20 protein-coding genes are annotated in these 22231 nt (G+C 63.2%); 12 read left to right on the plus strand and 8 right to left on the minus strand.

The genetic code is table 11. The features are described 5' to 3' along the window. Positions 1-227 precede the first annotated feature (227 nt). A complete protein-coding gene (locus BLQ01_RS13525; RefSeq protein WP_091552475.1) occupies positions 228-785 on the plus strand; it encodes a hypothetical protein in 558 nt (185 codons plus the stop codon). On the opposite strand, the gene BLQ01_RS13530 is transcribed toward BLQ01_RS13525, so the two are convergent. Genes BLQ01_RS13530 through BLQ01_RS13540 form a run of 3 tightly spaced genes read right to left on the minus strand, consistent with a single transcriptional unit; the run spans position 760 to position 3198 of the window. Next, complete coding sequence (locus BLQ01_RS13530) at positions 760-1653, minus strand: DUF817 domain-containing protein (RefSeq protein WP_091552276.1); 894 nt, start codon at positions 1651-1653, stop codon at positions 760-762. The two genes, BLQ01_RS13525 and BLQ01_RS13530, sit on opposite strands and share 26 nt — an antisense overlap. After that, a complete protein-coding gene (locus tag BLQ01_RS13535) occupies positions 1646-2437 on the minus strand; it encodes an oxygenase MpaB family protein (RefSeq protein ID WP_091552277.1) in 792 nt (263 codons plus the stop codon). The genes BLQ01_RS13530 and BLQ01_RS13535 overlap by 8 nt, the downstream gene beginning before the upstream one ends. A 17-nt stretch (positions 2438-2454) precedes the next feature. Next, positions 2455-3198 carry a TetR/AcrR family transcriptional regulator gene (locus tag BLQ01_RS13540; protein ID WP_091552279.1) on the minus strand — a complete coding sequence of 248 codons (744 nt, stop codon included), beginning with the start codon at positions 3196-3198 and terminating at the stop codon, positions 2455-2457. Positions 3199-3337: 139 nt separating this feature from the next. On the opposite strand from BLQ01_RS13540, the gene BLQ01_RS13545 reads away from it, so the two are divergent. Both BLQ01_RS13545 and BLQ01_RS13550 read left to right on the plus strand, forming a co-directional pair. Beyond that, a complete protein-coding gene (locus BLQ01_RS13545) occupies positions 3338-4270 on the plus strand; it encodes an NAD-dependent epimerase/dehydratase family protein (RefSeq protein WP_091552280.1) in 933 nt (310 codons plus the stop codon). Positions 4271-4439: 169 nt separating this feature from the next. After that, entirely contained in the window at positions 4440-6455 is a 2016-nt protein-coding gene (locus BLQ01_RS13550) for an esterase-like activity of phytase family protein (protein WP_091552282.1), read from the plus strand. Positions 6456-6518: 63 nt separating this feature from the next. Here the strand turns inward: BLQ01_RS13550 and BLQ01_RS13555 are convergent, their stop codons facing one another. Continuing rightward, the gene (locus BLQ01_RS13555) at positions 6519-7655 is read right to left on the minus strand and encodes an ROK family protein (RefSeq protein ID WP_091552283.1); all 1137 of its coding nucleotides are present in this window, start codon (positions 7653-7655) and stop codon (positions 6519-6521) included. 133 nt (positions 7656-7788) lie between these two features. Here BLQ01_RS13555 and BLQ01_RS13560 point away from each other — a divergent pair, with 133 nt between their 5' ends. The 8 genes from BLQ01_RS13560 to BLQ01_RS13595 are packed head-to-tail and all read left to right on the plus strand — an operon-like array spanning position 7789 to position 15980. Next, positions 7789-8835, plus strand: coding sequence for a hydroxyacid dehydrogenase (locus BLQ01_RS13560; protein WP_091552285.1), 1047 nt, complete (start codon positions 7789-7791; stop codon positions 8833-8835). A 2-nt stretch (positions 8836-8837) separates the two neighbouring features. Further along, on the plus strand, positions 8838-10184 hold the full coding sequence (locus BLQ01_RS13565) for a sulfatase family protein (protein WP_091552287.1): 1347 nt from the start codon (positions 8838-8840) through the stop codon (positions 10182-10184). A gap of 5 nt (positions 10185-10189) precedes the next feature. After that, on the plus strand, positions 10190-11476 hold the full coding sequence (locus BLQ01_RS13570) for an extracellular solute-binding protein (RefSeq protein ID WP_091552288.1): 1287 nt from the start codon (positions 10190-10192) through the stop codon (positions 11474-11476). A 29-nt stretch (positions 11477-11505) separates the two neighbouring features. Next, complete coding sequence (locus tag BLQ01_RS13575; protein WP_026543413.1) at positions 11506-12462, plus strand: carbohydrate ABC transporter permease; 957 nt, start codon at positions 11506-11508, stop codon at positions 12460-12462. Next, on the plus strand, positions 12459-13346 hold the full coding sequence (locus tag BLQ01_RS13580; protein WP_238325013.1) for a carbohydrate ABC transporter permease: 888 nt from the start codon (positions 12459-12461) through the stop codon (positions 13344-13346). The genes BLQ01_RS13575 and BLQ01_RS13580 overlap by 4 nt, the downstream gene beginning before the upstream one ends. Next, positions 13343-14263 carry a Gfo/Idh/MocA family protein gene (locus BLQ01_RS13585; RefSeq protein ID WP_091552290.1) on the plus strand — a complete coding sequence of 307 codons (921 nt, stop codon included), beginning with the start codon at positions 13343-13345 and terminating at the stop codon, positions 14261-14263. The genes BLQ01_RS13580 and BLQ01_RS13585 overlap by 4 nt, the downstream gene beginning before the upstream one ends. A gap of 34 nt (positions 14264-14297) precedes the next feature. Further along, positions 14298-15089 (plus strand): glucosamine-6-phosphate deaminase, encoded by a 792-nt coding sequence (locus BLQ01_RS13590; RefSeq protein WP_091552292.1) that lies wholly within the window; start codon positions 14298-14300, stop codon positions 15087-15089. Positions 15090-15131: 42 nt separating this feature from the next. After that, complete coding sequence (locus BLQ01_RS13595; RefSeq protein WP_254779438.1) at positions 15132-15980, plus strand: CPBP family intramembrane glutamic endopeptidase; 849 nt, start codon at positions 15132-15134, stop codon at positions 15978-15980. Between the two features lie 95 nt (positions 15981-16075). On the opposite strand, the gene BLQ01_RS13600 is transcribed toward BLQ01_RS13595, so the two are convergent. From BLQ01_RS13600 to BLQ01_RS13615, 4 genes are all read right to left on the minus strand, one after another. After that, the gene (locus BLQ01_RS13600) at positions 16076-16684 is read right to left on the minus strand and encodes a dihydrofolate reductase family protein (RefSeq protein ID WP_091552294.1); all 609 of its coding nucleotides are present in this window, start codon (positions 16682-16684) and stop codon (positions 16076-16078) included. A 116-nt stretch (positions 16685-16800) separates the two neighbouring features. Next, positions 16801-17295: a DUF1016 N-terminal domain-containing protein gene (locus BLQ01_RS13605; protein ID WP_091552295.1), complete on the minus strand. Its 495-nt coding sequence runs from the start codon at positions 17293-17295 to the stop codon at positions 16801-16803. 45 nt (positions 17296-17340) lie between these two features. Further along, complete coding sequence (locus tag BLQ01_RS13610) at positions 17341-18420, minus strand: substrate-binding domain-containing protein (protein ID WP_254779440.1); 1080 nt, start codon at positions 18418-18420, stop codon at positions 17341-17343. A 116-nt stretch (positions 18421-18536) separates the two neighbouring features. Continuing rightward, a complete protein-coding gene (locus tag BLQ01_RS13615; protein WP_091552299.1) occupies positions 18537-20558 on the minus strand; it encodes an NHL repeat-containing protein in 2022 nt (673 codons plus the stop codon). Positions 20559-20848: 290 nt separating this feature from the next. Between BLQ01_RS13615 and BLQ01_RS13620 the strand changes: the two genes are divergently transcribed. Further along, positions 20849-22162, plus strand: a complete 1314-nt coding sequence (locus BLQ01_RS13620) for an ABC transporter substrate-binding protein (RefSeq protein ID WP_091552301.1) — start codon at positions 20849-20851, stop codon at positions 22160-22162. Positions 22163-22231: the final 69 nt, after the last annotated feature.

Below are 22231 nucleotides of genomic sequence, written 5' to 3' on the forward strand. Positions count from 1 at the left end.
TTGGAGATTGCACCCTGGCAACGGTCCGCTGGGCGGTCTACGTGCCGGAAGCCTGCTCAACAATCGGCTAGTTGAGCGTTCTGCACTCAACTGTACTCAGCCTCGGAAAGATGTCAATCCAAAGTTGAGTGAAGTACGCTCAACTTTGCTTTTCAGCCCCGGAAACATCCCGGAATCACGGGGCCGGAGGGCTGGTTTCGCCCACGGTGAACTGGCAGACTGACGCGATGGAGATCATCGGATTCATGCCTCCGGACGAGTTCTGGGCCATGAGCGACCAACTGGATCAGGAGGTCCGGGCGGGCGCGGACGTGCTGCCGGTGTTCACGCTGACGGACTGGGAGGGCTCCGCGATGCTGGGATCCTGGCTGTCGGACGGCAGCGAAGGCAGCGTGGCGCATGGTGATGCTTTCGGCCCGACAGGTCCGCTGCTGGAAGTGGTCACCACCAATCAGGATCCCCACGTGGCAGCCCGAAACCGTTGGCGCGCCTCAGCCGGGATTCCGCACAACCTGGAGGAGCTCCAGCGGCAGGATGCGATGTTCAATGCCCTCGCCAACCAGCTCATAACCATCACGGTGGACGACGCAGACACCGACTTCACGCTCTGGCTTGGAACAGGATCCTGGCTCGCCGCAGGCACCCGGAGCGGCTTCGGGATCGTTATCAACGCCCAACGCAACCCGCCCCCACCGGAAGCCGTCAGCCTCAGGCGGGTCCCCGACGTCGAGCCCTTGCTTCAGGCGCGCAGGGCAGCACTCAAGAAGATACGCGGGGAAGCCTAGGAACCCCCGCGTCCGCGGCAGCGTCCAACGGTTCCGGTTTGTACACCCACGCCACCAGCACCACCGAGATGATCATGAGCAGGAACCACGCCAGCAGCTTGTCGATGGAAACTGCCTGCCAGCCCTCCAACTGGTTCGGATAAAGCCACGCACGCGACCAGGTGCCGATATTCTCGGCGAACCAAATGAACACCGCCACCAGCAGGAACGACACCAGGATCGGCATGCGGAAGCGCCGCCGGAACACCCGGAAGTGCATCACGCACCGCCCGTAGACAACCACGACGGCGGCCAGCAGCACCCAGCGGAGGTCGAAGATGTAGTGGTGCGAGAAGAAATTCGCGTAGATCGCACCAGCAACCAGGGCCGTGATCCAGCGGCGCGGGTAGCGGTCGAAGCGGAGGTCGAACAACCGGAAAACCCGCACCATGTAGGAGCCCACGGCGGCATACATGAACCCGCTGAACAGCGGGACCGCGCCGATCCGCAGGACGCCCTCGGCCTCATACGCCCAGGAACCGACGTCCGTCTTGAACAGCTCCATCACCGTGCCCACCACGTGGAACAGCACGATCACCCGCAGTTCCCGCAGGGTTTCCAGCCTGAAGGCGATCATCAAAACTTGAATAACGACGGCGGCGAGGGTCAGGAAGTCGTTCCGGGCGAGGCCGGCGTTGTCCGGATACCAAAGCCGCGCCCCCAAAATCACGGCGAGCAACGCAGCACCGAACACGCACGCCCACGCCTGCTTCAGCCCAAAGACCACGAACTCGGTGAGCCCTGCCTGGAGGCGGCCTCCGCGGAACCGGTCCAGGTAGCGGTGGGCGGCGTCGTCAATGGACTCCTCAACCGATGTGAAGTTACGCATGCGGCACCTCGACTCCCACGTCCAGCCCGCCAAGGTAGTAATCCCGTGGCCAGTGCCGGATCCGTTGCGGCAACCGCGGATAGATACGCCCCAGTACCCGCATGGTCCGCTCAAACCGGCGGGCATGGCCGGCGCTCCATTCGAAGCCAAAGCCTTCACGAAGATGCTCCGGCAACAGGCCGGCTGTGAGGAAGCGCGCCAGCGGCATTGCGAGCCGCAGGACCCGCGGGCCGCCCACCGGATAGAGCAGATCCCGGGCAACCCTCAGCGCCTGGTCGTCCGGGCGGAGTCCGCGCACGCGAGCATCCCAATATGCGGCGAACGCAGCACGATCAGCGGGCCACATATCCGGCGGAAGCTGCAGGGCTGTCCCGATCCGCGCGTACTCGCGGTAAATGCGGTCGGCGGTGTCGTCGTCGAGCTTTCCATGCACTTGTTCGTAGACAGTGACGGCAGTGTCATAAAGGGTGGCGACCACCCACAGCTGCGATTCGGCGTCGAAGGCGTTGTACCCCTTGGAGGCGCCGGCCGGGCCGCGGCGGACGGGCGCGTGGGCGCGGTTGACGGCGCGGCGAACGGCCGTAAGCTGCTGTTCAGAACCGTAAACCACCGCGTAGACGTAGGTCACGGTGGCCCGAAGCCGTTCCATGGGACGCTCCGCGAAATTGCTGTGCTCGGCTACGCCGTGGCCCACCCTGGGGTCTGCGATTTGCAGGAGAATCGCGCGGCCGGCGCCTGCGAGCAGGACGCCCTCCGCACCAATGTCTGCAAGCCCTCGAACCATCTGAATACTGTAGCGCCCTAGCCTTGGAGCCCTGCCAGGCCCTGGAGCACACGCAGTTGGTGGTCAAAAAGTTCGTCCCGCGCCTTGAAGGTGTCCGGGCCGTACTGCCCAAAAACTTCGAAGCTGACAGCCCCGAACACGGACGTCCATACCAGTACACCGCGCGCCAACGAGGCGTCCGGGGCCGCGAGGTGCATCTCCTCACGGATGGTCGCCAGATCCGCTGCCAGCTTTTCGGGAATCACGACGGCGGGACTCACCTCTGCGTTCAGCGCACCTGCACGGTAGGCGGCGTCAAAGATACCGACGAGCCGGACGATGACTCGTGTCCCGGGTCCCGTGGTGCGTTCGCCAGGTGCTTGGTATCCGGGCACGGGACTGCCGAAAAGCAGCGAATAGCTGGCAGGTTCACGGATGGCCCAGGCGCGGACAGCCTTGGCGAGCGCAGCGAACTGCCCGGCGAAGTCATCCCGGGGTACAGCGTTCACTGCAGCATCCACTTCGTTGCCGAGTTGGTTGTAGCCGTCTATCAGCAGGAGCGTGAGGAGTTCGTCGCGGCTTTCCACATAGCGGTACACGGCAGAGGACACGACGCCGAGATCCCTCGCTACTGCGCGCAGGGACAGGGCCGCCGCACCATGGACAGCCAGGTGTTCCCGGCCGAGCCGAATGATGTCGGCGATGGTCTGGCGGCGGGCACGCTCGCGGGGAGTGGGCGGCTTTGCCTTCGTAATGGCTGCGGCGGGTTCGGCTGGAGTCATGTCCCCAGCTTGCCACAGTGGAGAGCGGTGTCAACAAATGAGAGCACTGCTCTTGACAGGCGTTAATGCGCAGTCCATTCTGATTGAGAGAGCAGTGCTCTCACATTCAAATCCCTTCAGACCCGAAAGAAGGACCACCATGTACGTCGTCACAGGAGCAGGACCCGTTGGCTACAGTGTTGCGGAGCAATTGGCAGAGCAGGGTCACCGAGTCCGGGTATTGACCCGTTCCGGGACCGGACCGGAGCATCCCCTCGTTGAACGGATCCGGGCGGACGTCTCGGATCCATCCCAACTGGGTCCTGCCGTGCAGGGTGCCATCGCTGTCTTCCACTGCATCCACGGATCCGCCTACCGGACAGCGGCATGGGCCGCCGAACTCCCGCAAGCAGAGCAAGTGGTGATGGATGCAGCGGCGGCCGCGGGCACCGTCGTCGTATTCCCCGAAAGCCTGTACTCATACAGCGAGCCGGACAAGGTCATGGCTGAATCGAGCCCGCGGGAAGCTTCCGGCGGAAAGCGCGGCATCCGGGTCCAGCTGCTGAAAGCACGGGAGCTGCACGCTGCGAATACGGTGAGCGTCATAGCCGGGGACTTTTTTGGGCCGCGGGTAAAAATGGCCCACGCCGGGGAACGGATGGTCCCTTTGGTTCTGGCAGGCAAGCGGATCCAGGTCATCGGAAGCGCAGACCAGCCGCACTCCTTCACGTATGTGCCGGACCTCGCCGCGGCCATGATCGCGGCGGCGCAGAAGCCCGAGCTGTGGAACAGCGTGCTGCACGCACCAACCGGCCGGGCAATGACCCAGCGTGAAGTGGCTGCAGCCTACGCCGACGCCGCGGGGGTTTCCGTCCCGAAAGTGAGTGCAGTACCCGGTTGGGTACTGCGGGCTGCCGGCGTCTTCTCCACCGACATGCGTGAGCTGGCGGAGATGCTCTACCAGTTCGAGCGTCCCTTTGTGATGGACTCGGCCGCCAGCCAGCGGAGGCTTGGGCTCGAACCCACTCCCCTTACCGAAGCAGCAGCAGCCACCGTGGCGTGGTGGCGGAGCGCCGGGCGGCAGGCCATGTAGCCGCAGCCCGAGGGGCGGCAGGGCACGCAGCCAATGTCTGAAAATGTTCGAATCATGGATTTCAGACTTGAGGACTGAAACCCTTGAGGGAGTGCGCAGGGGACGTATCCGGAACGTCCCGCAAAGCACCAAAACCACCCCCACGGGACACTCAATGAGGAGATCTTCCATGTCCACATTTGCCATCAATCGCCGTCAATTGCTGCAGACCGGGGGCATCGGCGGGCTCGCCGCAGCATTGTCGGCAATGTCCTCCGGCGCAGCGCAGGCCGCACCCCGGAACCAGGCCGCAGGCGGTCCCGTGATCACCAACCTGGGACCCGCCGTCGTGCAGTTTTCCTTGATGAGTTCATTGCTGGTGGGCGATACCGTCTACATCGGGTCCCGCAACCTCAGCCCTGCGCGGGTGATCGGTTTCCACCTTCCCACCGGCAAAGTCACCTCCCGCACTGACCTTGGCTCCGGCTACAGCATCCAAGCGCTGGCCGCCGACTCCACAGGCCGCTACCTCTACGCCGGTGTGCTGCGCGACGGGGTGGATGGGAAACCGAATATCTACCGCTGGGACCTGAGCACGCCCAGCTCTCCGGCAGTGGGTGTTGGTGAAACCGGGGACCGGGACATCAGGGCCCTGGCCGTTGCTCCAGACGGCAAGGTCTATGCAGCAGGTGGCGGTGAGACCTCCAAGGCTCCTTCTCTCTGGGAATACGATCCCGGAACGAATGCCACCACCAGCTGGGGCGTGCCGGATCCAGGGGCAACCATTGCGCAGGCCGTGGCCGCCACTGACAGCCACGTGTACTTTGGCACCGGCAGCACCTTGGGTGGTGGCAACGGTTCCAGCCCGGCTCGCCTGTTTGCGTTTGACCGAACAACCAAAGCGTCCACGAACATCCTCCCGGCCGAAGTCTCCACCGGCGTATCCGTTACCTCGCTCAGCGTCCTGAACGGCCAGCTCGGAGTGGGCGTCAAAGGCCCAGGGAAATCCGTACTCATCAATCTGGCAGACCACTCCAAATACGCGATCATCGCCAAGACCGGGGTGATGTTCCGGCAGTTGGGCAACGACGTTTTCTTCGTGAAGGAGCCGGGCGTCTGGTCCTACAACATGGTCAGCAAAAAGATCACCCAAATCCTCACGGAGGATGTTGGGGCCATGTGGGGCTTGGACGTCTACGGCAACAAGGCGCTCACTGTCTCTTCCTACGACGTCATTGAAGTCGATCCTGTGGCGAAGACCGCCGTCAAGCGTGACCTCACACAGGCTGGAGCTCCGGGCGGTCCGCAACTCTGCATGGGCCTCGCCGCGGGTGCGGGGGACGTGTATGTGGGTGGCACCGGAACCATTGCGCGTCACCAGCTGGCTGCGAACCAGGTTTCCTACCTTCGGGCGACGGGCGAAGCCAAGGATGCCGTGATCGTGGGTGGAATCCTCTACACCGGCCAGTACAACTCCCGGGGCATCTACTCCTACGATCCCTCTACCGGGCAACTCCCCTACCAGGTGGCCGCGCTCCCGCCGGGACAAAACCGTCCCCTGGATGTCTGCTGGGATGCCGTCAACGGGCTGGTCATTGCCGGGGCGCAGAACGATACCGGCGGTGGCGGGTGCTTCGCTGCTTACAACCCGGTGACAACACAGGTGATCTCCAAGGTCAACCCCATCGATGCCCTTCAAATGGTCCGGGCCGTGGCCACGAAGGATGGCGTGGCGTACCTCGGAGGGGACAACATCTACGCCACCGGCCCGCGAAGCACCGTAGTTGCCTGGGATCCGGTAGCAAACCAGGAGTTGTGGCGCGTGGATCCGGGACAGCCGCAGGGCATCGCAGCAATGGCCGTCCACGGCAAGTTCCTCTACGGCATGTCCCGCAAGGCCTCGGGCCTGTTCGTCATTGACCTGGATACCCGCCAAGTGGTTCACCGGGGCGACCTGAGCAGCGTCTGCACCGACTTCGGCGCCCTCCAGGTCAGCCGCGGAATCGTGTACGGCGTCTCCGACACCACCGTGTTCCGCATCGATCCGATCACGTTCGCGGTGTCCGTTGTGGTGGCCGGCATCAACGGCGGCTGGTACAGCGGCCCCCACATCACCGCCGACGAGAACGGCTTGCTCTACACGCTGCAAGGATCCGACCTCGTCAGGATCGACGATCAGCAGGCAATGCAGACCATGCGGCGCTAAGCCGCACTAGCCCATGTAAGTAGCAGCAGATGCCGTGTTGAGCCCTGCGAACGGCATCTGCTGCTAGCCAGCCTGGCTGGCAGTGAAAAGTCCCGCAAGCACCGAACATGCAGCACCCCTGGCCAGCGCTACGGGATCCGCTATGCCGGTATCAAAAATTGGAGGCGGAGTATTCGCGTGGTCGTATTGGCGCACAAACACGGCCTTGGTCTGCTCGGCAAACGTCCCCAGATCGGCTTCAGGAGCGAAGCCGACCACCACCTGCCCCGGGCCCAGGACCTTGGCCGTGTTCGCCATTCCAATGCCCAGGTGCCATGCCGCGTCGGCAATCAGTGCGGAGTCGCCGTCGGGGTCCAGCCGCCTGTTATGGCCGAGTCGCTCCAGTTCACGCTGCATGCCCCAGAGGCTGCCTCGGGTTTCGAAACAGTCCTCCGCGCCGCAGTGGCAGGGCCTGGCCGGCTCGGGACCGGTGATCGCCCGCGAATGGGCGAAACCCCCTGCAGAACCGTTGAAGCCACGCTGGATACGGCCTTCAACCACGACGGCGGCGCCAAGGCTGGTGCCGACGCTGAAGATGAGCATCTCGCGGCCTGCAAAGACGCCGTCGAAAAGCAGCCCGCGCGTGTAGGCGTTGACGTAACTGTCGATGACGACGGGGTGGGCTGCGACTTCTTCGAGGAGCTCTTGGAAGGCTATATCAGCCCAACTCATGGCCCCGCTGTGCCGCACCAGGCCACTCGCTTGGTCTACAACGCCGGAGATGGCCACCCCCACACCAATAAGCTTGGGCTCCCTGCCGCCTGCAGCATCGCGCACTGCCCGCGCCGCGGCTGCCGCGGCTTCGGCAGGTTCAGTGGATGCCAACGGCTCGCTGTGCGCGGCCACCACTTCACCGCGCAAATCGACGATGACGGCGTGCGCTTCCGTAGCAGACAACCGCACGCCCGCGGCGAAAACGCCCTCGCGGCCAAGTTCGAGCAGGCGGGCGGGCCTGCCGCCCGTACTGGGCGCGATCTCGGTCTCAACCAGCAGGCCCGAGTTGATGAGCTTGCCCGTTATTCCGGTGACGCTGGCAGCACTCAGGCCGGTCTGCACCGTGATGGTGGCCCGGGAGACGGGCGATTTGGTCCGCACGACGTCGAGCACCAGGGCCTCGTTGATCTCACGGATCAGGGCCTTGCTGCCTGCACGTGGCTTCATTGCTGGTGGCTCCTGTTGTTGCGCGGCAAAGGATCCCACCCATTCTGGCATCCGTAGCGCTATTGCTTTCACACTCTCCATCATACTTACTTTAGTCATTGACAAAAGATACTGAAACTGGCAATCTCAACCCATGAACATCAACAACGGCGTTGCATCGACACCACCGCCACCCATCGCCGCCGGACGGAGGATTCTCCTGAGCATCCCGGACGTGGAACGGGCGGCCTTCATCTCCCCGGAAACCCACGCTGCACTGAACCATCTGGGCGAGGTTACCGCCATCGCACCGGCCCAGCTCCAGTCATTGGACGCTTTCGCCGCCGCGGCAGCAGGGACAGACATCTTCATCACAGCCTGGGGCTTCCCCCGCCTCGATGCCGAACACTTGGCAGCGGCGCCGAACCTCAAATGCGTCGTCCACGCCGCGTCATCGCTGCACGCCCTTGTCAGCGACGCATTTTGGGCCGCCGGTATCCCCATCTCCCAAGCGGGAGCAGCCATGGCCCCGGCCGTCGCGGAGCTCTCGCTCACCTTCACTCTGAGCCTGCTGCGCCGCGTGCACCAGCTCGATCACAGCCTCCGCAACGGCACCAACTGGGACGATGCCCGCGCAGTACCCAGGGCCCGTGAAATCTCCGGCGCCCGCATCGGCGTAGTCGGCGCCTCACGGACGGGCCGCCGCTATATCGACGCCTGCCGGGCACTCGGCGCAGAGGTACGCGTCTATGATCCGTACCTCCTTGAAGGGGATCCCCTTGCAGCCAGCTCCGCCACCTTGCATGGCCTCATGGCAAACAGCGATGTCGTCGCCATCCACGCCCCCGCCACCAATGAAACCGCGGGGCTGATCGGTGCTGCCGAACTCGCCCTGCTTCCGGATGGGGCAGCGTTAGTGAACACGGCCCGCTCCACCATCGTGGACATGGAAGCGCTCTATAAAGAGGTGCGTTCGGGCCGGATAGACGCTGCGTTGGATGTCTTCGACGCCGAGCCCCTTCCCGCAGATGACCCATGGCGCACCCTGCCGAACGTGCTCCTTACTCCCCACCTCGGCGGAGCCACCGTCGACTCCAGACGCAGGGCGGGCGGCATTGTGGTTGACGAGCTCCGGCGCTTCATCAGCGGCCAGCCCATGGAACACGCCCTCACCCGGACCGACCTGGAAAGGATGGGCTGAACGTGCGCAACATCCTCTTGATCCACTGCCACGACCTCGGCCGTTTCCTGGGTACGTACGGCGTGGAAACCGTCTCCACGCCAAACCTGGACGCGTTGGCCGATGAGTCAACACTCTTCGAACAAGCCTTCGCGACGGCTCCCCATTGCAGCCCCGCCCGGGCCTCGCTGTTCACCGGTACGTATCCCCAGAGCAACGGCGTCCTCGGCCTCACACATGAACCGTTCGCCTGGGATCTCAAAGAACCGAAAGACCACATCGCCTACCGTCTCAAGTCCGTGGGGTACCAAACCGAGCTCGTCGGCGTGCACCACGAATCGCGCGTCCTTGACGACGACGTGGTGGCCGGCAGGCTCGGTTTCGACCACGCCCGTACGGGAGGTGCGCGGGACGTCGTCGTAGATCGCGCCACTGACGCCCTGCGTCGGATGTCCGGCAGCGGCCAGCCCTTCTACCTGCAGGTGGGCTTCACCGAGCCGCACCGGGTGCCCTCCGCAAGGGACCGCCCAGGGGTAATGGGGTTCCTTGCCGATGGCGTGGAACCGGACGTCTCCTTGGGGCACTCCGTTCCAGCCCATTTGGTGGACGACGACGGTGCCCGCGAGGAAATCGCCGAGCTCCAGGGCGCGGTCAAACACATGGATGAAGGCGTCGGCAGCATCCTGGCGGAACTCGATTCGCTGGGCCTCCGCGACCAGACGCTGGTGCTGTTCACCACCGACCACGGGCTTGCGCTGCCCCGCGCCAAATGCACCCTGTACGACGCCGGACTCGGCGTTGCGCTGATGCTTCGCCATCCCGGCAACCCGGCGTGGTCCGGGAGGCGCGTGTCGGACATCGTCAGTCACGTCGATGTCCTGCCCACCCTGTTGGACCTGGCAGGACTGCCAACTCCGGACGGCCTCGCCGGAACAAGCCTGAGGCCAGCCGTCGAAACGGGAGACACTCCCCGCAGCCACTGTTTCAGCCAGCTGAGCTACCACACGTACTACGACCCCAAACGATCAGTGCGGACACCCACCCACAAACTGATCGTCAACTTTTCCAACGCACCCCGTGCCATGGATCCCACGCAATCCTGGGTCCATCGCAGCCTGCCGGCAGATCTCGGCGGGCCAACCATCGGTACCAGCACGGCGATGGAGCTCTACGACCTCACAACAGACCCTGGGGAACTGGAAAACATCGCCGCCCATCCGGAGCAGTCGGAGATCCTCCGCGATCTCTCTGCTGCCCTCTTCGACTGGATGTTCGAATGCGGAGATCCCCTCCTCACCGCCCCCGTTGCAGCCAGCCGCCACCAGATCGCGCTCACCGCGATCCAAGAAGCCACCCTCACCCGAAAGTAGCCACCATGTTTACACGTAAGTTGGGCCGCGCCACTTTGGCCACTGCCGCCGTCGTCACCGCCGCTTTGACCCTCACCGCCTGCGGTTCCGCAGGCTCCTCAACGTCCGACGGCGGCCAAGCCAGCGGCAAAGTGACGCTCTGGATGTACCCCGTCATCAAAGACGAGACAGCCAGCAAGAAGTTCTGGCAGGACACGGAAGCCAGCTTCGAGAAGGCCAATCCCGGGATTGACCTGACCATTGAGCTCCAGACGTTCGACAAGCGGGACGCCCAGATCTCAGCGGCTCTGGCAGCTGGCTCCGGCCCCGACGTCGTACTCATTACGCCGGACCAAGCCGCCACCTACCGCAACGTTCGTGGACTGCTGCCCGTGGACAAAGCAGTTGAGAAGGACAAGGACAGCTTCTACCCCGGGACTTTGGAAGCGGCGACATTCGACAAAGAGGTGTTCGGCGTTCCGCTGTTCCAGAACATCAACACCACGGCGTACAACACCAAGATCTTCGCGGATGCCGGGATTCCACTGCCCAAGACGTGGGACGATCTCCGCAGTGCCGCGCCGGTACTGGCGAAGAAGGGCATTGCCGTGATGGACTACGCCGGCAGCCCCGAGCAAACGTTGAACCTCTCCTTCTATCCCCTGCTGTGGCAGGCAGGCGGGACAGTATTCACCGATGATGCGAAGGACGTTGCTTTCGACTCCGACGCCGGAGTCTCGGCGCTGCAGTTGCTGGTGGACCTCAAGAAGCTTGGTGGACTGCCTGCGGATGCAGCCACCGATGGCCCCAAAGTTGAAGGTGCCCCGATTGCCGCCGGCAAAGCAGCGATGCGTGCCACCACTTCCCTGCCTGAGCTGAAACAGATGCGCGCCGCGCTCGGTGCCGAAAATGTTGCCCTCGGAGCTCCCTTGCAGGGCAAAGTCCAGGCAACCTACGGCAATCCCGGATTGCTGGCACTGACTTCCATCAACAAGAAGGAAAACCGCGACGCTGCCTACACGGTGATGAGCTACCTGAGCTCGGCTGAGTCCCAGAAGGCCCTCAACGCCGCTGCGGGCAACCTGCCCACCCGTACGGACGCCGCGGCGTTGGGCACCGACGCCGATTCGCTCGCCATGGCAGAAGCTTTGAAATCCGCCAACCCCGGCGAACCTTCCCCGGCGGCGCGTCAGGTGATGGGTGCCCTTGCACCGAACATCCAGGCGGCGCTTCGTGGAGATGTCACTGCCAAGGAAGCTCTTGACCGTGCCGCTAAAGAGGCTCGCGGCATCCTGCAGCGCTCGGCATCCTGAGTCCAGCCCAACCACTGATTGGTCACCCCATGTCTGTAAACACCCGCACCAGAAACACACTGGCCGGTCGACATCCCGAGTTGACGGCACCCCCGCTCAAGACCTTTGGAGCCAAGACGGCCCGTAACCGCGAGGCCATTGCCGGGATCCTCTTCGTGCTTCCCACCTTGGTCATTTTCGGCCTCTTCAAGTTCCTCCCTATCTTTGGGGCGGGTGCCATGAGCCTGACCGAGTACAGCCTCAACGGCGACTTCGAATTCCTGGGGGCGGATAACTACACACGGCTTGCCGCTGATCCAAACTTCTGGCAAAGCCTCAAGGTGACGTTCCTGTACGTGGCCATCTTCGTGCCGTTCATCATCGGAGTCTCCTTGGCCGGGGCGGTCCTCTTGGACAAACTGGTCCGATTCACCGGGACTTTCCGGGCGTTGCTGTTCATTCCGTACCTCAGCTCATTCGTCATGGCCGGCATCATCTGGACGTGGATCTTCTCCACGGACGGTCCCCTGAATGCAGCCTTGGGCGGCCTGGGCATGGGCCCCGTGCCCTTCACCTCCGGACCCCAACTGCTGGTCCTTCTGTCCCTGGCCGTGGTGTCCGTCTGGAAAGGATTCGGCTACTCCATGCTGATTTTCCTGGCCGGACTCAAAGCCCAACCCGCAGAGGTACACGAGGCTGCCCGTATTGACGGTGCCGGCGCCTGGAAATCGTTCTGGTACGTCACATTGCCGCTGCTGAAGCCCGTGGTGTTCTTTGTCCTGGTCATTGAGACGATCGTCGGATTCCAGGTCTTCGACACCATCTACGTCATGACCGGCGGCGGACCCGCCCGGGCCAGCCATAGCCTCATCTACTTCCTGTTCGACGAAGGCTTCAAGTTCTTCGACTTCGGCTACGCCTCAGCCATCGGCGTGGTGCTGTTCGTCATCGTGCTCATCCTCTCGCTCATCCAGCAGCGCTTCTTCGAAGGTAAGGAATCCAAGTGACTGCCACAGTTCCCAGCCCCTCAATAGGCGGGCGTACTCCGGGCCACTCCACCGGCGCTAATCCCCGCCGCAGCACCGAAAAACGCCGCCAGCGCACCCTCACTTGGGTGTTGGCAGTGATCTCACTCTTCACCGTGGCGCCACTGATTGCAGTGGCAGTTCTGGCGCTCTCCCCGGAGGATGCCCCCACACTGCCCTACGCGTTACCGTCGTCCCTGACGCTGGACAACATTGTCCGCATCTTCAACGTAGGCGAATTCCCGCTCTGGCTTTGGAACTCTTTCTTGTACTCAGCAGTGTCAGTGGTGGTGGTCCTGCTGACCGCTGCCATGGCCGCTTACGCCTTGGCCCGTAAGAGGTTCCCGGGACGGAACGCGCTGCTGTGGGCCATTATCGCCACCATGATGGTGCCCGTTCAGGCCACCCTGATTCCCACGTTCATCCTCATATCCAAGATGGGCGGCGTGAACACCCTGTGGGGCCTGATCCTGCCCACCTTGGCCAACGCCCAGGCGATCTTCCTCATCCGCCAGTTCGTCAGGGACATGCCCGAGGAGCTCTTCGACGCAGCCCGCATTGACGGCGCCGGTGAGTGGCGTACTTTCTGGCAGATCGTTCTTCCGCTGATCCGTCCGGTCCTGGCAACGCTGGCGATCTTCGTCTTCCTGTGGCACTGGAACGACCTCCTCTGGCCACTGGTGGTGGGTCAATCCGACACTGCCCGGACGCTTACCGTGGGCTTGGCAACCTTGAACACCGAGACGGCCTCCACGTCCAACGTCATGGCTGCAACACTGGTCAGTTTCATCCCGTGCCTGGTGATTTTCGCCCTCCTGCAGAAGCACATCGTCGCCAGCATCACGCACAGCGGGGTCAAGGGATGACCGCTATTGCGCCCATCCGCTTCGGACTCATCGGTGTGGACTCCCCGCACGCGCCTTCGTTTACCCGCCTCTTCGGCAACGGTTCCGACGGCGTTGTCCCCGGCGGCACGGTGACGCACGCCTGGAAGGGGGAACCGGCGTCGGACTTTCCGTTGAGCCGCGACCGGATCGATGACTTCGAGGACGAGGTGAGTGGGTTGGGCATCACCATGTGCGACTCGCCGGAAGAGGTGGCCGAGGCCTGCGATGCCCTGCTGATCGTGTCCTCCGATGCACGGACGCACCCACGCTTTTTTGAGCGCGTAGTGCGGTTCGGCAAGCCGATTTACGTGGACACCCGGTTCGCTCCTACCCTTGCTGAGGCCCGCACCATGCTCGCCCAGGCGCAGGCTTCCGGAACTTTGGTCCTGGCCGGCTCTCCCAAGCGGTTCACGCCTGAGTTCCAGGAGGCCCTTTCCCGCGGGACCGGGCAATCCGTGTCTTTGGAAGGTCCCCTCCCCACCCAGCCCGGCCACCCTGGCCTTTCCTGGTATGGCGTGCATCTGGTGGACCTCGCAGTGGCCGCCTTGGGGACCGGACCGGAGACGGTAACGGTCGACGCCGTTAGGCCGGGGTCACCGGCCAGCGCCACCAGCGTGACGGTCCGCTGGGGAGACGGCCGCGTGGTCTCGTTGACGGGCGAAGCGGAATGGAGCGCCTTTACGTCAGGACGCATCGACACCGATCGCGGCTGTTCCGAGTTCTCCATCGAGGCGGGTCCGCCCATGCTGGTCGGCCTTCTTGACGGGATCGTGAACTCCATCCGGACCGGGACACCGAATGTGCCGTTGCGGGAGATCCTCAGCATCGTGGCAATCGTGGAAGCCGCCAATAAGAGCCTGGAAGCCGGCACGCCCGTCCCCCTCTCACCCAACTGAGCAACAGCTATCTTTTACTAGCCAAAGGAAGCACATGGCAGAAGTCATCATTGTCCGCGATCAAAGCGAGGCCGGAAGCGTAGCCGCATCCATTTTCGCCCGGCAGATCATCGCAAACCCCGCCACGGTGCTGGGCCTGGCCACAGGTTCAACTCCGCTGACCACCTACGCGGCACTGGCCCAGGCTGTCAGGGAGGGACGAATCGATGTTTCCGGCGTACGCGGCTTCGCACTGGACGAGTACCTTGGCGTCCCGCCTGAGCACCCGGAAAGCTACCGTTCGGTGATTACCCGCGAGGTTGTGGAACCGCTGGGGCTTACTCCGGAGCAGGTGTTCACTCCGCGGGGAACGGGCCCTGACATCGCCCGCGCCGGAGCCGAGTACGAAGCCCTGATCACGGACGCCGGGGGCATCGACATCCAAATCCTGGGCATCGGTTCCAACGGCCACGTGGGATTCAACGAGCCCGGGTCCTCCCTCGCATCAATCACGCGTATTAAGGCACTGGCCGAACAGACGCGCAGGGACAACGCGCGGTTCTTTGGTTCCTTGGAAGAAGTCCCAACCCATTGCATTACCCAAGGGCTTGGGACCATCCTCCGGGCAAGGCAGTTGGTGCTGTTGGCGTTCGGTTCCTCTAAGGCAAAGGCTGTTGCCGCTGCGTTGGAAGGCCCAGTGTCCTCAGCCGTTCCGGGTTCGGTCATTCAGCAGCATCCGCGGGCGACGGTGATCATCGACGAGGACGCCGCCGCCCGGCTGGCGCACGCGGAGTACTACCGGCATGCGTGGAAGTCGGCACAAGATCTGCGTGCAGTAGATTTCTAGGTGGGGGCAATCCATCGTCCCGCAGACTCAAGGGGGCATTACGTGGACCAATCCGTCCGTTCATCACCGTGGAAAGCGTTCTGGGATAAGGGTGGTTGGTGGCGGGCCATCCTGCTGGCCGTTCTCTATATGGCGATTTACCTTGGTGCCGGCCTGGTGATTGGTCCCATTGCGGGAGACCAAGTGGTAGCCGAGGACATCTTCCGCACGCCCGAGAGCGTCTTTGTCGGCCTGACGTTGTCGCTGATTATTGGCAGCGCGGCACTGGCGGCATTCGTGTATTCGGTGAAGTGGTTTAAACCGCTCTTCGCTCCCCAGCCGGTCAAGGGTAGCTGGTGGATGTGGGTTGCGCCGTTCTTCCTGGTGGCTGCCATTGCGCTGCGCTTTCTGGGCATCAACTACAGCAGCTATCAGGCATCCGTGGTGGTCATCATGCTGCTCACCGGTTTGCTGATCGGTTTTGCCGAGGAAATCCTTACCCGCGGCATCGTGGTGAAAATGCTGCGCGACTCCGGGAAGCCGGAGTGGGTAGTCATGGTGCTGTCTTCCTTGGTCTTTGCGTTGCTTCATTCCGCGAACGTCTTGTCAGGCATGCCGATCGTCACCGTTTTGGTGACCGTGCTGTTTACTTTCGGTTTTGGCATCTGCATGTACCTGACTCTCCGGGTCACCGGCAACCTGATCTGGCCTATGATCCTGCATGCCCTCTACGACCCCACGCTCTTCCTGTCCACTGGCGGCATCGACCAGGCCGCCGCGGGTCCGCAGAGCCCGCTCTTACAGTTGGCAGGCCCGGCCAACATGATCTACATGCTGATCGCCGTAGTCGCGTTGATTTTCGTTCGCGGACGGGTGCAGCGTGAACCCCTCGCCGTTCCGGTCCTGCGCTAGCCCACCCGGCACAGCAGAAAACTGAAGCGTTCGACGGCGGGTGCGCACCCGCCGTCGAACGCTTCAGTTAAGTGCCGCGGAAGTTTGCTGCGGCTTCAGGACTGACCGATATCGATGCCCGTAACCGGCGCCCCGGCACGCTCGTACGCCAGCGCTACCGCCCCGTTGGGAAAGCCCTGCGGCGGCTGAACCAAACGGAAAGCCGCGGGTACCCCGGCTCCGTCGGCCCACAAGCGCTTGCCTGTGCCGAAGGTGAGCGGGTAAAGGTACAAGTTGAGCCGGTCCACCAGGTCCGCGTCGAGGAGTGACCGTACCAGTTCGCCGCTGCCGATCACGTGGATATCGTTGAAGCGCTCCTTCAGGGCAGCGAGCTGATCAAGGTTTCCCAACGTCGTCGTTCCGTCCCACTGAGGGTCGGTCAAGCTTCTGGAAACCACGAATTTGGGCAGGCCGTTCAGTGTCCGGGCAATGTGGTCGTCCTGGTTGGGCCAGTATGCGGCGAAGATGTCGTACGTCCGCCGACCCAGCAGAAGGGCGTCCATCCGATTAATCCCATCGACGATCGCGGCACCGGCTTCCTCATCTGAATAGGCGGCCTGCCATCCGCCGTGCTCGAAGCCGCCCGAGCGGTCCTCGTCCGGGCCACCCGGAGCCTGGTACACGCCGTCGAGGGTGATGAAGAGGTCAACGGACAGAATTCCCATGGTGTTCTCCTGGTAAAGGTTGGGGCTCTGGTCTTGCCGGTGTGCATTGCGCTTCCGCGGACATCCTAGTCCTGGCACAGAGCCGGCGGGAGGGTCGCGCGGTGAAGGCAATGCGACTAATTTACAAGCGTCTCCTGGGAGGCGCTCGGCTGTTCCTCGTCAGGACCTGCCCATTCGAGGGCAGCGACAAGGTGGCTTTCGCTGGGCAGGGCTTGCTGTTCGGAGGCCGGGAGCTTGTCGTATGTATAGGCGGCCACTGCCATGGGTGAGGTGACGTGCCCCCACGGCAATTGTGCAACAACTTGTTGCACAATTGGGTCCGGCCATGCGTCGGCAAAGGCCCGCATATAAAAGAGGTTCCGTCGAGACAGGCCCTTCATCTCCGGGAACTCTGCACGGAGGTCCTCGGCCAGGCGCCCCATGACGCCGCTCCCCCATTGCTCGATCTGCTGACGCTCCAACACAGTCTTCCCGATCGACCAATACAACTCGATCAGCTGTGTGTTGACGGTTCGACGGGCGGTCTGACGCGCATCGCGCACGCGTTTCTTGAGCGCGTCCAAGAGATCTTTGTAATCTGCGGGTAAAGCCAGGGCACGCGAATCAGTCATGCACTCAAACTATTGACCGCCACTGACATTTCTCAGAGCAGACCCCTACTCCGCGTCCTCCCCCGTCACCGTGGACTCCCGGATGATCAGCTTCGGGGCCAGGCTTACGCGGCGCAGTGCAGGCTGCACGGCGGAACCCGTCTTTGCCGCAAGACGTTCCATGCACATGGCGACGGCGGCATGTCCCACATCGCGCTTGGGCGGGGCGATGGAGGTCAGGGGTACAGGGGCGAGGTCCGCAACTTCGTCGTCATAGGCCACGATCGCCAGGTCCTCGGGAACATCGACGCCGGACTCCTCAGCCAGGTTGATGAGCGTGATGGCCTCTTCGTCCGGCAGCACCAGGGCCGCATGGGTATCGGTGCGCCGGCAGTCCTTCAGGAACGTGGCAAACTCCTTCTGGTTGTTGCCTGCCCCCACCACTGAACGGACGTATTCCATGACGGGTGCATCTGTTTCGAGGCCAAGCTTGGCCACCATGCGCTCGTGGCTTTCGCGGAGCCAGGGTGCCGTGGAGCTGCTCGCTATGGCCAGCCCTATCCTGCGGTGGCCCAATGATGCCAGGTGCTCGATGGCAAGTTCGGCCCCGTAGCTGTGATCGGACATCACGGACTCGAACACCCGGCTTGACCGTTCCACCAGCACCACGGGAATCCGCAGTCCGGACAACAATTCGAACGTCGGAGACCCAGGTTCCAAGGGTCCGGCGGTGGCCAACAGTATGCCGTCCACCGAGTTTGCCACCATGCGCTGGAGTTGCCGGTGCTCATCCTCGGTGGAGTAGTTGCTGACCCCCAGGATCAGCCGCGCGTTCAGTTCCCTGGCTGCAGCTTCTGCGCCCCGGATAATTTCGGGAAAGTAGTACCCGGCGGTGGGAACGATGAGACCAAGGGTTGCCAGTGGCTGGCGGGACCTCCGGCTGACTGTTTCGCCCGGCCGCTCGGCCACCATCCGCACCGCTCCCCCATGGACCCTCCTCAGCAGGCCCTGGGCCGCGAGCTGTGTGAGGTCCCGGCGGATGGTCATGGTGGACTGGCCGCTCTTTTCGGCAAACCCGTTCACGGTCAGTGTCCCGCGCAGCTCCAGCTCGCGGAGTATTTTCTCGTGGCGTTCCCCGCTGAGCATGCCAATCCTCTTCCGGAATCCAAATGGTCAAACAAGCATAAATGAACGCTGTGAGGCCCGCTCTGCGCGTTAAATACTCGCCAGAGAGCGCAAAGCCGGCCCCGCAACGCCAGCCACTACCGTCGGGGGTAGTCGTCGATCCGAACAACGTTCCGGCCACGCATCGTGTAGAGGTAGCCGTCTTCGTCGTTGGTGATGTGCGAGCCGCTGTACCAGCCGCCGTCGATATCGGCCACAACCGTGGCGAGCTCGAAGGTCTTGGGATCAAAGCGGAAAACGTCCGTGTCCGAGACACCATAGACAGCGCCACGGTTGGTGACCAAGGCCGCGAATCCGGTGCAGACCGAACTGATGTCGGCTTGGTGCACCACCACACGCCGTGGCAGGTCGACGACGAACATGCGCCCGGTCCGGACGATCCCGTACAAGTACCGTCCCTGCACAGCCAAGGCAGAAACGCCTGCGCCGAGGCCCGGATCGAGGCGCCACAGTTCCTTGCCCGTCACAGGGTTCATCGCCACAACAGTGCCGGGCCCCTCGGTACCGGGCCGTCCGCCGCCAAGGTACGCAACGCCGTCGCGCGCTGTTACTGCACGCACCAACTGCACCTTGTCCACGGGGTTGAGGAAGAACCCGGACTTGCCCGTGGCGGGATCGTAGGTCCAGAGCGAGCCACCGCCCTCGGTGTCCGCCTGGGCGCACACCAGGACGAGCTTGTTGACCTCGTCCCAGTGGACATCCAGGGGACGGTTTTGTTCGGAGGAGAACTTGGCCACCTGGCTGATGGGGTTGCCGCTGCGCGGATCGTAGCTCCAGATGCCCTGGGAGCTGTACTGGCCGGTGTAAAGCACGTTGTCCACCACCACGGCGTCCTTCGCTTCGCCCGGAACGGTCATGTTGGTGACCTGCCCGTCCTTCAGCGACCGACGCGAGATGACGCCATTGCCGCCCACGTACACCAGGCCACCCCCGGCTGCCAGCCCCATGGCTTCCTGGGCATCCGACGGCGCTCCGGCCTCGCCGAGGTCCGTGGTCTTGTACGTCCCGGAAACGGGGTCGATTTCCGCCACGAACCCGAAAGCGGAGGTGACCAGCAGCTTGCCGTCCAAGGCATCAACGCCCCAGATTTCGCCCAGGAACGGCCCTTGGTATGGCACAGCTGCGACCTTGTTGCCGGACAGTGAGTATGCCAGGAGGCCGGCCTCGTTGGCGAAGTAGACCTTGTCCCCGATCGCGGCGAAGTTCTTGGCGGTCTTGCCTTCGGATGCGGCTGCGGCGTAGGAGGTCGGGTTGGCGATGCTGACGGCGGCGATCTTGGAAGTGGACGTGGAAGCAGCCGAGCCCACCAGGACTTTGTCGCCAACAATTGCCAGGTCCCGGATGCTGGGATCTGCCACCATCTCTGCAGGCGTGACGTTGGTGAAGGTCTTGGCAGCGCGGTTGTAAGCGTAGAGGCATGCCCTGCTGGCGCTGCCGCCGCCGCCCAAAGTGCTGCCTGCGCCGAAGAAGATGGTGGAGTCCGTGGCCGCAACCGCACGGGCCAGGGTAGCGCCGGCATCGGGAACACCAAGGTTGGAAACCGTTCCCGTGGCGGGATCGTACTCCCACAACGCCGGCGCCGTCCCGCTGCCGCCGCCCACAGCGTAGAGGCGGCCGTTGGGGGCTACGCTCAGGTCTCGGACGTCGCGGTCCCCGATCCGCCCAATGGGCTTGGCTTTCACACCCGGGTTGGAAAGGTCCCAGCGGAACAGGTTCGGCTTGGGCCCGGTGGTGTTCTGCAGGACGCCGGCGTACAGGTACCGGCCCGAGGCGTCGGCGGCCAGGGTTTGGATGGCGTAGCCGTTCTCCAACTCGGTCACCCCGGTGACTTTGCCACTGGGAACATGGAACGCCACAATGCGCACTGGATCCAGGTTCCGCGAGCCGATGAACAGCGTGTCGCCTACCAGCAGCCCGCTCATCAGGGAGAACTGGACGACGCCGGGGCCAAGGTCCAGCACTTCGGTCGCCTTGGTTTTGGACGCGGGAAGAGTGGACGCCGACGCCGACTGGCCGGCTGCCAGCCCGATGGCCGCCGCGAGCGAAGCCGCGCCGCCAGCTTGAAGGACTGCCCGCCTGCTGATGTTCGATTTCTCCATTGGAATCCCTGTTCTTCGGTGGTGACTTTTCAGTAGTCGCTGATTCGGGTGTCCAGAATTCATAGCAGCGCCGAACGACCAGCGTCCAGCATTTTTGTTCGTTCAAACACAATTGGCATCGGTGATGCATCGCCGGAATACGGTTCAAAGACACAGGCTTCCTTGCCGAATGTTTGAATTTGTTTGAAACGTTGAAGATGTTCGAACTTGCCGATTACATGGATTCATCGCATGTGGCCCCAACCACATGTCCCCTCTCTTCGCATCGCAAGTCTTCAAAGGAGAACACCATGAAGCGTCGTCATCTCTTCGCCGGAGTGGCCGGCTTGGCCGCGGGCACTCTGTTGCTGGCCGCCTGCGGCACCGGTCCAACCCCTGCGGCAGCGCCCACACCCACCGAAGACCCCTCCGGATCCATCACGTTCTGGTCTGCCTTGGCCGGCATGGACAAGGTTGCTGAAGCGTTCAACGCCAGCCAGGACAAGATCAAGGTCAGCTTCGAAACCATCCCCAACGGCGCCAACGGTGGGTATGCCAAACTCTCCACCGCCATCACGGCAGGCAACGGCCCGGATGTTGCCACGATCGAATACCCGCAGCTGCCCCAGTTCGTCAGCAACAGCCAGGTGATCCCGCTCGATGGCCTCATCAACAAGTCCGAAACCGTGGACAAACTCACGGACGAGACCAAAGCGCTGGTCCAGTTCGGTGACAAGACCTACGCGCTTCCGTATGACGCAGCCCCCATGCTCATGTGGTACCGCAAAGACATGCTGGACAAGGCCGGCGTCGGGGTCCCTAAGACCTGGGATGAATTCGAACAGGCGGGCAAGAAGCTCAAGGCTGTAGCGCCCGACTCCTACCTGGCCAGCTTCAACCCCAACGAGGTAGCGGCGAGCGCCGGTTTGGCCTGGCAGGCCGGGGCCAAGTGGTTCGGAACCGAGGGCGACAGTTGGAAGGTGGGCGTCAACGATGAAGCAACGCAGAAGGTTGCCACTTATTGGCAGAAACTGATCGACCAGAAAATCGTCAAGGTCACCCAGGCGTACAGCGACGAGTGGAGCCTGGACCTGGCCAACAGCACCGTTGTTGGCGTAGTGGGCGCCAACTGGAGTGCCACGGGCATCCAAAAACGCACCGAAGCCAGCGGCCAGAAGGGCCAGTGGATCGCCGCCGAACTGCCCAACTGGGGCAATGAATCCGGCGCCTTCTATGGTGGCTCGAGCTTCAACGTCACCAAGAGCAGCAAGAACCCCGCCGCTGCCGCCAAGTTCGTCGAATTCCTCACCACCAACCAGCAGGCCATCAAGGCCCGCGGCAACACCGGCTCGGCGTTCCTTGCCTTCCCGGGACTGACACCTGTAGCCCAGCAGGCCTATGACGCCAGCTACTTCGGCAACGACATCTACGAGGTCTTCAACAAGGCTTACGGCACCATCACCCCGGGCTGGCAGTGGGGTCCCAACTGGGACATCACCAACACAGCCCTTAAGGATGCCTACGGCAAGCTGACCACCGGCGGCACCATCCATGACGCCGTCGACACCGCGCAGGACGCCACCGTCGCCAGCCTGAAGCAGGCCGGCCTGTCGGTCAAAGAGTAGTTCCGTCAAAGAGTAATTCGTCAGGAACAGCCGCTCACCGAGTAGTCCCACAGGCAGGGGGCCTCTGAC

Origin of the sequence: Arthrobacter sp. UNCCL28 (assembly GCF_900102805.1) — a bacterium.
GTDB classification, from domain to species: Bacteria; Actinomycetota; Actinomycetes; order Actinomycetales; family Micrococcaceae; genus Arthrobacter; species Arthrobacter nicotinovorans_A.